The organism is Parachlamydiales bacterium, assembly GCA_041671045.1.
GTDB lineage: Bacteria > Chlamydiota > Chlamydiia > Chlamydiales > JABDDJ01 > JABDDJ01.
Window position 1 is genome coordinate 185,795 of sequence record JBAZCF010000003.1, and the last position, 13,508, is coordinate 199,302.

At 41.0% G+C, this 13,508-nt stretch carries 11 protein-coding genes; 4 read left to right on the plus strand and 7 right to left on the minus strand.

All coding sequences use genetic code 11. The features are described 5' to 3' along the window. Positions 1-23: 23 nt before the first annotated feature. From WC222_05345 to WC222_05355, 3 genes are all read left to right on the plus strand, one after another. Positions 24-653 carry a hypothetical protein gene (locus WC222_05345; protein MFA6915801.1) on the plus strand — a complete coding sequence of 210 codons (630 nt, stop codon included), beginning with the start codon at positions 24-26 and terminating at the stop codon, positions 651-653. Further along, positions 631-2,670, plus strand: coding sequence for a methionine--tRNA ligase (gene metG, locus WC222_05350; GenBank protein ID MFA6915802.1), 2,040 nt, complete (start codon positions 631-633; stop codon positions 2,668-2,670). Before WC222_05345 ends, metG begins: the two co-directional genes overlap by 23 nt. Positions 2,671-2,981: 311 nt before the next feature. Next, entirely contained in the window at positions 2,982-3,488 is a 507-nt protein-coding gene (locus WC222_05355) for a hypothetical protein (protein ID MFA6915803.1), read from the plus strand. Positions 3,489-3,493: 5 nt separating this feature from the next. Here WC222_05355 and WC222_05360 read toward each other — a convergent pair whose 3' ends face one another. The 3 genes from WC222_05360 to WC222_05370 form a co-directional block, all read right to left on the minus strand. Continuing rightward, entirely contained in the window at positions 3,494-5,671 is a 2,178-nt protein-coding gene (locus WC222_05360) for a hypothetical protein (GenBank protein MFA6915804.1), read from the minus strand. A 190-nt stretch (positions 5,672-5,861) separates the two neighbouring features. Further along, positions 5,862-6,365 (minus strand): DUF4019 domain-containing protein, encoded by a 504-nt coding sequence (locus WC222_05365; protein MFA6915805.1) that lies wholly within the window; start codon positions 6,363-6,365, stop codon positions 5,862-5,864. Positions 6,366-6,381: 16 nt separating this feature from the next. Further along, complete coding sequence (locus tag WC222_05370) at positions 6,382-7,263, minus strand: glycosyltransferase family 92 protein (protein MFA6915806.1); 882 nt, start codon at positions 7,261-7,263, stop codon at positions 6,382-6,384. A 131-nt stretch (positions 7,264-7,394) separates the two neighbouring features. Here WC222_05370 and WC222_05375 point away from each other — a divergent pair, with 131 nt between their 5' ends. Beyond that, positions 7,395-9,005 (plus strand): hypothetical protein, encoded by a 1,611-nt coding sequence (locus WC222_05375; protein MFA6915807.1) that lies wholly within the window; start codon positions 7,395-7,397, stop codon positions 9,003-9,005. 85 nt (positions 9,006-9,090) lie between these two features. On the opposite strand, the gene tsaD is transcribed toward WC222_05375, so the two are convergent. Genes tsaD through zwf form a run of 4 tightly spaced genes read right to left on the minus strand, consistent with a single transcriptional unit; the run spans position 9,091 to position 13,495 of the window. Next, positions 9,091-10,161 carry a tRNA (adenosine(37)-N6)-threonylcarbamoyltransferase complex transferase subunit TsaD gene (gene tsaD, locus WC222_05380; GenBank protein MFA6915808.1) on the minus strand — a complete coding sequence of 357 codons (1,071 nt, stop codon included), beginning with the start codon at positions 10,159-10,161 and terminating at the stop codon, positions 9,091-9,093. Continuing rightward, entirely contained in the window at positions 10,098-10,853 is a 756-nt protein-coding gene (gene pgl, locus WC222_05385) for a 6-phosphogluconolactonase (GenBank protein ID MFA6915809.1), read from the minus strand. The genes tsaD and pgl overlap by 64 nt, the downstream gene beginning before the upstream one ends. 11 nt (positions 10,854-10,864) lie before the next feature. Further along, a complete protein-coding gene (locus tag WC222_05390; GenBank protein MFA6915810.1) occupies positions 10,865-11,911 on the minus strand; it encodes a glucose-6-phosphate dehydrogenase assembly protein OpcA in 1,047 nt (348 codons plus the stop codon). Positions 11,912-11,938: 27 nt separating this feature from the next. Further along, entirely contained in the window at positions 11,939-13,495 is a 1,557-nt protein-coding gene (gene zwf, locus WC222_05395) for a glucose-6-phosphate dehydrogenase (GenBank protein ID MFA6915811.1), read from the minus strand. Between the last annotated feature and the right edge of the window lie 13 nt (positions 13,496-13,508).

Sequence of the window (13,508 nt, forward strand, 5' to 3'; positions counted from 1 at the left end):
TCTTTTTAGAATTGGATGTAAATATGGTTGATCGCAGCTTCACTGGAGACATCCTCTATACAACTATCCTCTTACTATTACTCTTTGCTTCGCTCTGCCTGACCTTCTTTTTTGGGTGGTGGGTCCAGAAACAAAGGGACAGTGTTTGCCCCTACACGGGCTCTCCATTGAGAAGGGCTGAATCCTTAACGTTTTATTCCAAAGAACAGATCCTACGCTTCCTCTACGAATATAATTCCTACGATAATCCGATGTTCAAACTGAAAAGCTCATCCTTTTGCAGAGACACCGGCAGAATATTTTCCAACTCGCTCACCTGGTATGATACAGTCCGGGTAGATTGGACATTCCTGCAAAAAAGACATCCAGGACGCTATGTATCCTGGGGAAGCCTCACCAAAGATCAACAAGATTATATAAAAAAAACACACCCTCCCTTACGTGGCTTCCAAACCACATATTCATCTTCAAACAGTTCTCCGCGCGATGTACAGCCCGAGTTCGCCCTAGCAAAGCCCGGCCCGCTCTATGTCGATGTCGATAATAATGTATTGTTAGGGTGGAAAATAGTGCCCGGAACGGAATTCGAGGTGCTCATAGTACAAAAACCTACAAAAGTGGTCATGGTCAATGTCGAAGACTCTAAAACATAAAGAAAAAATCTTAATAACTTCTGCACTTCTCTACGCAAACGGTCCTATGCACTTTGGTCATATTGCTGGCGCTTATCTACCGGCTGATTGCTATGCCCGTTTCAAAAGACTCCAAGGTAATGATGTCCTATATATCAGCGGTTCTGACGAATATGGCATGGCAATCACCCTCAGCGCCGAGTTGGCTGGAAAAACACCGCGAGAACATGTGGACAACTTCCACCACATCAACCAGTCGCTTTTTGCCAAAATGAATGTCTCGTTCGACCATTATGCTCGTACCACTTGGGAAGGCCATATCCCTGTTACACATGCTTACTTCAATGACTTATATCAAGCAGGACATATCGTTGAGAAGGTGACAGACCAACTTTATTCAGAAAAAGATGATAAATTCTTAGCAGACCGCTATGTGATAGGAACTTGCCCTAAATGCGGCTACGAGAAAGCGCGTGGCGATGAATGCGGACAATGCGGCACTTCCTATGACGCGATCGATCTTATCAATCCTTGCTCAAAACTTACCGGATCACCACTAACCCGTAGACCCACAAAACATTGGTTTCTTCAGCTGGAAGATTTCAAAGGCGAATTGCTCACATGGTTGGAAGGTAAAAATTGGAAGCCTAACGTCGTCAATTTTATCAAGGGGTATATTGACGGGCTGCATGCCAGAGCGATCACACGCGATATGACATGGGGTGTTCCTATTCCCTTGCCCGGTACAGAAGGTAAAGTACTATACGTTTGGTTTGATGCTCCCATAGGATATATCTCAGCTACGATTGAATGGGCTCAGCTCAATGGCACCCCGGAAAAATGGAAAGACTATTGGCAGGATCCCAAAACCAAGCTTGTACAGTTTATCGGAAAAGACAACATCCCTTTTCATGCCGCTATATTCCCCGCCATGACAATGGGTCAAAAGCAGCCATACAAACTGGTGGATGAACTTCCGGCTAACGAATTCTATAAACTGGAAGGCCGTCAATTCAGTAAGTCCGATGGATGGTATATCGATTTGGAAGAATTCTTAAAAACTTATACAAGCGATCAAATCCGCTATACCATTGCTTCCAATATGCCCGAAACATCAGATTCTGAATTTACATGGAAAGATTTTCAGCTCAAAGTCAATAGCGAACTTGTTGGAAAGTTTGGTAACTTAGTCAACCGTGTGCTTGTGTTTGCACAACAGCATTGCGATGGGGCAGTCCCGAAAGCAGGGGAGTTATCGGATAAAGACCGTCAATTCCTGGCAGACTTAGAGACGCTTCACAACGAGCTAAATGAAGCTTTTGAAAATTTCAAGGTTCGCCGCGCCTGTCAGTTGGTCATGGAAATTGCTCAGAAGGGAAACGTTTACTTTAACGATAAAAAACCTTGGCAAGATGCAAAAGAGCAGCAATTTGAGAAAGTCAATACAACTATCCGTCTATGTATTGAATGCCTGCGAATCCTTGCAATAGCGAGTTATCCTATTATTCCTGAGAGCGCACAAAAAATTTGGCGTATGCTGGGTTTAAATCTTCCTGTAAATCTAGACGAAAAACTGGAAGAGGATATGAAGTTAGGTAAGCCGGAAATTCTTTTCCAAAAGATTGAGGATAGCGCTATTGAAGCGGAAGTTGCTAAGCTGCACGCCTCCCTGCATAAGGAAGAAGCAGCATCAGCAAAAGCAAAATGTGCGCATGTAAATGTGATTACTATTGATCAAGTCCGCAGCGTAGACCTTTGTGTTGCAAAAGTAGTTGCTGCCGAGAAGATAACTAAAAGCACAAAACTCCTCAAACTACAATTGGATGATGGATCTAAAATGCGTACGATTGTTGCAGGGATAGCTACTTACTACACTCCGGAAGAAATTTTGAATAAACACATTGTATTAGTCGCTAACTTGCAGCCGGCTAAACTTTTGGGAGTGGAAAGCCACGGAATGCTATTAGCAGCAAAATGGGATGATAAGCTCGAACTTTTGACCGTACCCAATGCTCCACCGGGTTCACGTATTGGATAAGCTTAACTTTAGTAGAGGAAAGCGGTGACAAGTGTCACCGCTTTCCCAGCCCTCGACAAGCCACGAAGTTAGGAAATGTAATAAGCTAGGGAACGTTTCACTTCGCAAAATAGAATTATCACTATAAACATCTCAATATTATTCACTTAATCTAAGTTAGGGCTGCAGAATCTAATTTTCTAAGGGCTAAGAAAAAAAGACATGTCAAAGCTGAACAATAAACGTCACAGTCTATTCTAAATAAAATTTTCTGGAGGTATAATAGTTATTAGAGGATAAATGAATTTTTTATCCTTTATAAGGAGTAATTTATGGTCTTCTCAGCAGCTTTAGCTCTATCAACCATGTCAAATTTGCCTAAGCCTGACGACCTTCTGCATCTGCACTACAATAAGTTTGAGTCCTTAAATAACGGTTGGCGTTTGTATGCAGTCCAAAAGAAATATAAAGAAGCGGCAATTCTTATTCAGGAATACCTCAGCATAAATAATAAGCTGGATAAAAGCCAAATAAGCACCTTGTATTTTCATTTGGGGCAGATGTACGCATTGGCAGATAATAATAAGAAAGCTGTTTTAGCTTTTAACAAAGCCCTCATTGAAAATGGCGATGAAAAACAGCAGTTAAAAAATGCTTACATCAAAGCGACGATTGCATTTATAGAAGATGAAAAAGGCGATCTTGATAACGCGATTAAATTCATTGAGAATGGGGCTAAAGATAGCCACGGTAAAACACCTCACTTAGATGCTGTACAGCTGATGAAGAAGCATATTTTTCACAAGTACAACTCTATCTATGATGCTTTGAAAGAATAGGCCAATTATTTTGGGGGTTGATTCCTGTTCTCTAGCGCCTTGAGAACCACTGTCTTTAAGTAGTCTTTGTCACGTAAGACAGGGGCGAATTGCTGGTATTCTCGAATTGTACCTTCTGCTTTTAACTCCTTCTTTGAGTTTTCGTTCAAATGATGAAAGATGACTAAGGCGGAACTGTTTTCCTGGTCAGGCGTGTCGTTGACGATGCATCTTTTTCCTTGATCCTCACTTTTCTTTATTTCAGCGCTAAGTATAGCCAGCCTTTGCACCGATAATTGCCCGTAGGATCCTATAAATGTTAAAGAAGGGGTGGCTTTGTTTTGCGATTTAGGTGAGGTATCTTCTATTGTCAGGGCTTTCCCTTCTGGATTCCAAGGATCATCCGCTTCTAATACGGGATTAAAAACAGAAGGTTTTTCTGAAAGAGAAATATCGTTTTCTTGAATAAAGTCCCAGTCATCATCTTCGGCTATTGTAAATTCCGGCATCATTTCGGGGTCAAAAAAACTCTTTACATTTCCATTGTCTTGCAGCGAAAGCACTTCATATCTCTTAACAGAGTTTTCAGTTTTAACCTCTATAATGGATCGATTCATTAATATGTCTGTTTTATTTACAGGTTGCGTGTTTCCAACAACAAGCCTGACGGAGGACTTAGCACCTAATTGAATGGGTTTATCTACAGAAGAAGGAATAAAAGAAGGCTTAGATAATTGCACAATGGTTTCGACGCTTTCTTGATCTAACCTCTTGAAGTAGGATATAGTCTGAGATGGAGTTTCTGGGCTATTTCCGCAGAGATAATTTTGGTTCTCTAAAGCAATCGAATAGATATGGCCCTTTTGTTGGGGTGATAGTTTTTCATTATTTATGATATTAGGTAAATGCTCTTCGAGATGTTGGGAGTTAAAAGAGGAGGGGCGGGTGATCTTACTTGTAGATGTTATCGGGACTTCTTCATCAAAAGGGTTTTGAACAATAGGTTGATGCCGATTCTCCGTATTAACCCCTCCCTCCCTTTCGACTTGAGATTCCTCAAATTCATCTAGGGTATTGTTAAATGACCGTTTATTTTCCTCCGCAAGTATAAGTTCATCTAAACTATAACTTGTCTTGGGAGGAAAAAAGAACTCCCTTAAGCTATTTGTTTGTTCTGTTGTTTGAATTTCTTTGGGAGGGAAACGAGTAAAATAAGTTCTATAATCCTTCTCAAAATGTGATAGAGCATTTAGATCTTGTTCATCAATATTGTTGGTACGTAGGAAGTCTATATATTTTTGCTCATGACTTGGCGGAACATCTTCTAGAAATTGCTGCAGCTTTTTAAATTCATGAGGGGAGATTTCTGTAAGACTTTTTGATGTAAATTCTTTCGGATTAAAGGGAACTTCTATCCGTTTTGCTTGGGAGTCAATAAAATCATCTAATTTGACTAAACCCCTTCCTTTCAAAAGACTGATTTCTTGTTCCAAAAGATGTACATCTTTAGGAAAAGAGGGAAATAAGGCTAAAAATCGTGCTTCTGTATTGGATTGGGCTTTGACAGCCGCACCTATAGACAATTGATTGAACAAAAACTTTTGAACATCTCCATTACTTTTAAACCCGGGAAATTTCCCTCTTATGTTAGTCAGAATATTATCCCAATGGTGCATACTATCGCTTTGATTGTTCTTTTCTAGAGCGACCTTTAAATCATTCCATTGCTGAGGATCAACACCTAGTTCGTTCATGCATCTATCGATTCGATCATAATTTGCGGTGAAATTTCTTTGAAACATATCCATTTTTTCATGCACATGGCTGCGGGCTAAGATAAAATCTTTGAAATGTGAGTGGAAATACGATTCTGTCGAAATCATAGCATTATTTTCAGTGTTATTTTGTGTTCCGGGGATATAGGTTAGAAAAGAAGAAATGACAGAAGCTATATTGGAACTTTTTGACGTAAGGATCTCATGAGCCCTCACCAGCATTTCCATTTTTTCATCACTATCCGGGAGAGCCATTGCTTTATTAAAGACTTCTAATGCTACAGAATAGACTTCTTCATTTTTAAGATATTGGGGATTGCTGAGCAGTTCATCAAATGTCGTTTGTGTTCCAAATTTTTTGTTTACGCCTTTTTCAATAATCTCTCCGAAGAAGGCATTATACTGGTCTGGACTCAATTGCATATTCATATTAAATCCATTATTAAATTATAGTAGCAGTATATCTTTAATTTATACCCAGAAAATATTTATTGTAAAGTTAGATTAAATTTTTAATTTAATTAAGGTGAGTAAATATAATATGCAATTACAGTGAGATAAATAGAGCGGCTACAATGTAGCCACTCTGACAAGAAAATAGACGCATAATTAAAGGGCATTAACGCGCAAAATAGGACATAACGCGCCACTGGCCATCGCTTTCTTTTACAAGGGTCAATAACTCGCCAGCCTTGGGCCGTGTTGAAAAGTCTGTATCATACACAAGGACAATATAGTCGCCTTTTGCTACTCCGGGAGGATTAACGGCTGTGCGTAGATCTACAAGCTTTCTAGATTTCACGGTTCCCAGTGGTTGTCTTAATTTCTTCATTGCAGTGTCCCAATCCCCTTTGGATACCACTGTTTTGAATTGTAGGGAGCCATTATCCCAACTGCTTGTATAAGTGCCGCTATCGATAAATTTAAGCCACTGCTCACCCGCTGCAAGTCCTGCTTCTAAATCAGCTTGAGGAAGCTGAGCTGCCGGAGTTTGCTGATCTTCAGACGGCGTAGTTGCTGGTTGCTGGGAAGGACTCGCTTGAGGAGTGTATGTTGCGCCGTAACAAACCGATGTAATGGTTAGTGCAGCAAGAATGAACTTCAAATTTATAAAACTACGCATAAAGACTCCTAGGTTATCACTTCATTCCTAAACGTTTTCTAAGTTTTTCTGCAAATGGCAAAATACTATCATCATATTCTTCATTAAAACAGTTTTCCCATTGAATTAACATTTCCATTGGATGTCCCCATTTCATATAACGAGGAATCTTGATGTTGTAGTAGCGATCTCTATCACCTGTCCAGTAATGGTTAATGCGGAGCAGGTCAATGTTGACACCATTATTTTGTTGTCCCACCTGCTGATTGAGGCAGTTCACATGAAAATACTTGTCTTTATACATACAGTAATGCGGGTTGCCGCAGTCGGTTACGTATTTTGGGCGCACGATAGATTTATAATATAGATTTTTTGGGTGATCTTTTGGTGCTTTATATAACAATGATTCGATCATAAGTTTGTTGGAGGGGATGCTTTCAACATAGGAAGTTCCATAGCACTGCCAATTTACACAAACGCCTGCAGCATTTTTAAAATGCTTGTTCAGACATTCTGTGACAGTTGCATGTTTGACTGGAACGATATATTCATCTGAATCGATCACTGCCAGCCATTTAGTTTTCTTCTTACTTCTATTAACAGCATTTACATATGCTGCCGGCTGTACACCTAAGGTGTAATGATCCCAATCATTCTCTAAACGGTCAGATGGCCATTCGGTAAGTTCCACAAGCCCTGAGTCGATATAAGGCTGTAAAACCTCTTTATAATTATCTGTACTATTGTTGTTATATAACCAGAAGTGTTCTACACCTACTAATTTGTGATATTCTATCCATTCACGCAGGAAATTTGCTTCGTTGTTAAAGATCATTACTGCAGAAAGCTGATATTTAATCGCGCACAACTGCCCAAAACAAAATATGCATGCAAGCATAAACCAGTGAAATATTTTCATGATTTTCTCCCAAATCAAAATTATCTAAAAATATTTGGAGAAGGTATAACTTCATTTGCTTTGCTGTCAAATCTATTGTTGTTTTTTTAGAAAATCGTTAGGAAAGCAATGTACTAAAAAAAGGATACCTTATGAGCACTGATCCTTTCTTATTCAGATTACTAAGCTATAATACCGCGGGAAATCTTAAACAATTAATCCAAGAGGAAGACTATCAAAAAGGGAGGGTAGCCCAAATACAGCGCTATGGAATTTTAGCGTTAGCATGGAAAACCGGAAACATAGATGAAAAGAATTTCTCCAGGCAAGAAAGTAAAATATTACGAGATAAAATTGAGCAGTTAGCAAACTCATTAACATCAGAATTCTTTCGCTCAGTACAAGATAAAGGCATGTTATCAGTTCTTAAAACTAAAGTAGATAAAATTTCTAAAGATGGCATTCTTCTCATAGTAGAAAACGAAATCATCAAACTGAAAATCAACGATAGTAAACTGGTTAATTCATTAACGAGATTGAATGAGGTCATTCAAGAAATAGTTTCCAATCATATGTCGCGTAATAAAAGTGCAATATTCTATTTACCTTCTCAGCACTCTCCTGTCAGCCCTTCCTCTTCGCCTAATATTGCTGCAAGATATCTTATGGCATCGGATCACTTAAAAGAAATACAAGACAGCCAAAGGTTGGAAACATTTAGCCGTGAAACATCCAACGAGACAAACGGCTCCGATAAGGTGGATAATGTCATGTCGTCCATATTAATTTTGGATAGGCTTGAAGACATATCACAAGTTGTTCAAAATTTTGGTTCCTTGCAAGTCGTTTCATTATTATACAAGGTTGAAAGGTGCGCTAGCTATCATCACAAAACAGCTAAAATATTATCTACAGTATCAGTGGATGTTTTAGAAGAAATCTTGTTCAGCGCTGATATAGACTGGATAAAAAAAGTAAATGAAATGTTTAGGAAAGTACCTTCGAATGAAATGAGAACGGCAATGAGAGACATCCGTAAGAAATTTATCGAAAGGAACAATAGTACGAAAAATGAAATTGATGCAATCAATGATAGGTTCCGCAGTATCTCCATCACTTGTGAATTAACTTGTGATGACATTAAGGAGATTGATCGACTTTCATACCTGATTTCCATAAGATCTGAAGCGACAAAGAAATTACTTATGCTATTTGAGGGGCTTATCAAAGATTCCGAAACACTTCACTCTTTAAAGGAACTTATCTCACAGTACCATCACTTCAGCTTACGTTTAAGTAATAGTGAAGAAGTGTATTCTTGTGTACAGGATGCACAACACATAAAAGAATTAATCCACTTAAATTCCTTATTAATGGAAAAGCATAAAGGTGATCCACAATCGGCTCAAATCCTGAAAATGTTGAACGAGCATCTTGAAAAGAATCTTGCAGTGGAAACTAATAGCTCTCTGATTGAAGGGTGCCCGTACGGTATCATCTATCGCAATCACATTTTGGATAATGATTTGGTTGCTTCTTCAAAAGCCTTTGAGTTGCTTAGTGCGTGTTCTATCTACACCAGAAGGGATTATATCGAGTGCGGAATACTTAAGGAAGATGAGGCAGGAGGATTGAAACCTCATGAATTGAACGTTATTGTCTCTGACAAATTGAAAGCAATGGGTATTCGTAAAGTTAGCGATTGGTTTAGGATTAAGGTATTCAATAAACAAACCTTGAGAGAGTTCATGAGAACACAATGAGCTACTGAGAGAATTTTATCTTCAGTCAAAGGAACTGAAAGAGAAATATATATACAATGGGCTAAGTGATAACGTGGCTTGTCACTCAGCCTCCTGTAATGGGTAAACGTGTTTGGCATTGCAACGTAAAACTGTCACCGGTATTTCCTTTACGACGGAAAACATGATACCCCAAACCTGCTATCATAGCAGCATTATCTAAACTCATCTCAGGACTAGGCCAAAAGCACTTCAAGTGGGGAGCTTTTTGCTGAAGGATCACTCTGAGCCGCTTGTTATTGACGACTCCGCCGCCCAAGATAACATCTTTTAAATCATGCTCTTGAGCAGCTAAGATGACTTTAGAAACAACATCATTCAATGCAGCTTCCTGGAAAGATGCTGCTACATCAGCTCTTTGTTCGTCTGATAATATTTTCACCTCTTCTCCAGGCTTGCGAATTGAATATAAGACACCGGTTTTGAGTCCACTGAAAGAAAAATCCAGCGGCTTATCTTTGATCTTACCTGGGCGAAGGGGAATAATAGGTTTTCCTGCTAATGCTAATTCTTCGACTGCGGGTCCGCCGGGATAGGGAAGACCTAACATCTTAGCGACCTTATCAAAAGCTTCGCCGATAGCATCATCAATCGTTTGTCCTAATAATTGATATTCTCCCACAGCACCAACCTTCCACAGTGCTGTATGTCCACCTGACAACACTACACCTAAACAAGGAAAACGCGGTTCTTCTTCGTGCGACATGATAGCTGCATACAGGTGGCCTTCTACGTGGTTAACGCCGACAAAGGGGATATTCAGAGCAAGGCTAAGTGTTTTGGCTGTGTTGAGCCCCAGTAATAGCGCGCCGACAAGACCGGGAGCATAGGCGACAGCAATGAGATCAATATCAGATAGCTGTAATCCTGCTTTTTTTAAGGCAAGGTCTAAGGTGGGAATCAGTGTCTCTACATGGGACCGGCAAGAGAGCTCTGGAACGACTCCGCCATAGACCAGGTGCATTTCTGCTTGTGAGGATACAATATTTGCCAGTATTTCTTTGCCATCCTTGACAAGAGCACACGCTGTTTCATCGCATGTGCTTTCAATTCCTAAGACAAGCATGCTGACTCCGGTAAAGCGAGGTTGGCTGCTGCAGCAGCATCCAAGATCCATAAAGCTTTATTCGATGAAGTTCCTACCTTTTGAATAGGATATTCCATAGGCTGAAAAGGACCTTTAAAGATTTTTTTAACCATTTCTTCTTTGCCGCTCCCTAGCACATAGATGACGATATAATGTGCTTTGTGAATGAGAGGGTATGTGAATGTCATACGCCAGGTAGATTTTTGGGGAACGTGATTCATAACGACTAAGTGATCAGAAATTTTAAGCGCTTCTGTATGAGGAAATAAGGAAGCTGTGTGGCCGTCATCGCCCATGCCTAGCATGATCAGATCAAAGGCAGCGTTAGGCACTGTTTTACGGATAAGTTCTTCATAGGGTTTATCCGCCTCTTGTCCGTCTTCTGCATGCATCCGGAAAATATGCTGTGTAGGAATCGGCAAAGCGATAAGGCCGGCTTCCATTGCAGAGCGATAATTGTTATCTTTGTGTTCAGGAGGAACACTCCTTTCATCACTCCAGAACAGGAACACTTTAGTCCAATCGATGTCTGTACTATGCCTCTCGGCTAAATTTTTGAAAATAGCTGTAGGAGTGCTTCCTCCGGAAAGTGCAACATAGAAGGCCCCGTGTCGGCTGATGGCGGATTTAGCATTTGCAATCCAATCGTTGGCAGCAAACTGCACTGCTTCATCTTTAGTAGGGATGACAATAATATTTCTGCGATCGTCAAATGAATACATTGCTTACCTACTTAGGAGTGGTTTTTCTTAACGTTTTTAAATTCGGTCAGTTTGGAGAGCATATTGCGATAATGGCTGCTAGAGCGGTGGTGAAGGAGTTCCTTCATAAAAGCAAAACTTTGGTTAAGGCATGCAAAGGGGAGTGTGATAGGAAGGTCGCAGCAGCTATCGTGGATGACATGTGTGATGACTGTTCTGCAGGCGGGACGGTGGGTCATCTGATAGACAGTTCCACTCGATGTGACGATTTCGACAGATGCAATGCCGTGTTCGCTTTTTACTGTAGAGGGTTGTTCTGCGATTGCGGTGGCGATGTTCGCTTTGTCGAAGGCAAAAGTGGTTTCGATCACGCCTTCGCACTGTTTGCTCTGCACAAGCTTCCAATCTAGCTGTGCTGAAAGCCAACTGAGAAGATAGATCCCTGTGGCATAGTCTGTGGAATGGCGGCATAGGATACGCACCTTTTGGCAGCGGCGCAGTTCGTCCAGGGCTTGGGCGTCATTAAATAGGCGTGCTACAGTATCCCTCCAGCTGCTGATCAATGCCCAGGAGATATCCATATAGTCATACGAATTTTGACCTATAAGAACCCCCATGCGGTGTGCAAAAGCAGACCAGTCCTCAATGCCCGAAGCGTCAAAAATGATACGGGTAGCAAAACCTTTAAGATAATTAAGGACAGGATCATCCGAAGTGGGATCTTCATCCCATAAAAGGTTTATGGGCAGATCGGGAATGAGATAGGGCATTACCAGAAAAGGAACTTTATTTAACTTCTCTGAGTCTGCATAGATGAAGACTTGATCGTAGCCGTTTTTCTGCTTAACGCAAGGATTGGGTAATGTCTCTACCCTTACACCGGCTGCCTCTTGCGCGTGCGTAATCAGTACAAGCCGGCAAGGAAATTTTGATCCTATCGCGTGGACTATCTCTAAGATGCGCGGCAGACGTTTAGCGTTGGGTGCGTATGCAACCAAGTTAAACAAACAAGCTCGAGGAATATTTTTGGAGGGGGGAGAAGGCATTATTAGGTCGGATATATCTTGTGTGGATGTCATTGATGTATTTTTCCTATCCTAGCTTTATTATATTAAACGCCACTGACGTCCAGTACGGCTGATTAGGTCATCAGCTTCTTTTGGACCCCACGTTCCGGAGGCATAGTTAGGGAAAGGCGGGTTGGTATCTTGTTCCCAATCATTAAGAACGGGGGAAAATAACCTCCACGAAGAAAAAACCTCATCAATGGAAGCAAATAATGTGTTGTCGCCAGCAATGCAGTCGCAAATAAGCCTTTCATAAGCTTCTGGAGGAGTGGAGCCGAAGAATGAACTGTAAAGGAAGTCCATTTTTACAGGCTGCAAGGGAGCGTGTAAACCGGGGACTTTACAGTTGAATTTCAGGCTTATACCCTCGTCCGGCTGAATGCGTATGACCAACACGTTTGCTGTTGCCCTTTTAACATCATATTGGTGGATAAAACTAGGAGCGCGGTTAAAAGTAATGGCTATTTCTGTCGTACGTTTTGGGAGCCTTTTTCCTGCTCGCAAGAAAAATGGTACACCTGCCCATCTCCAGTTGTCGACAAAAAGCTGCATGGCGACAAAGGTTTCCACGTTGCTTTTAGGGTTAACATCTTTCTCTTCTCGATATCCTAAGACAGGCTTGCCTTCAATATAGCCTGGACCATATTGTCCTCGGATGATATTTGTTTTAAGCTGTTCCTTATCAAATGGGCGGATTGCCTCCATCACCTTAACTTTTTCAGAACGGATAGAAGCGGCATTTAGATTATTCGGCGGCTCCATCGTGACAATAGAGAAGATCTGCATCATGTGGTTTTGGACGATATCCCGCAGGTTTCCGGCTTCTTCAAAAAAGTGTCCACGTGTTCCAATGCCGATATCTTCAGATACAGTAATTTGAATATGGTCGATGTGCTGCTTGTTCCAAAGAGATTCGAAGATTGGATTGGTAAAGCGGAAAACCATTAAGTTTTGGACCGTTTCTTTCCCTAGATAGTGGTCAATACGGTATATTTGCTGTTCGTCCAGATAGTGTGTGATTTCTGTCTGCAGTTTTTGCGCTGTCTCCAAATCATGGCCAAAGGGCTTCTCGATGATGACACGTGACCAAGGTCCTGTTTGATCGCTCTGTTCATAGATGAGATTGTTGTGGGACAACTTCTCGATAATCTGTGGAAAATAGCTTGGGGGTGTAGAAAGATAATAGATTCTATTCCCTTGTGTTCCGAGCTTAGTGTCGAGATCGTCCAAAAACTTTTTAAGATCCTTATACCCTTCGTCATTATCGAATTCTGAGCGGTGGTAGTAGATGGATTCAGAAAAGGTCTTCCAAAAATTATCATCCACAGGTTTTACCCTGGAAAACTCATTGATGGCTTTATGCATCTCTTCGCGGAATTCTTCATGGGACTTGGGCCTGCGAGCAAAGCCGACACAGGCGAAACGCACGGGTAGCTCGCCATCTTGCGCAAGATTATATAGTGCAGGGAGAAGTTTTCTGCCCGTTAAATCACCGGTGGCGCCAAAAATAACGAGGATACAAGGCTGAACACTCTTGACTGGACGTTCAAGATCTTCAAGAGGATTTTCGAATTGAAGTGCTGGAGTAGAAGTCATAGGGGGTACCTTT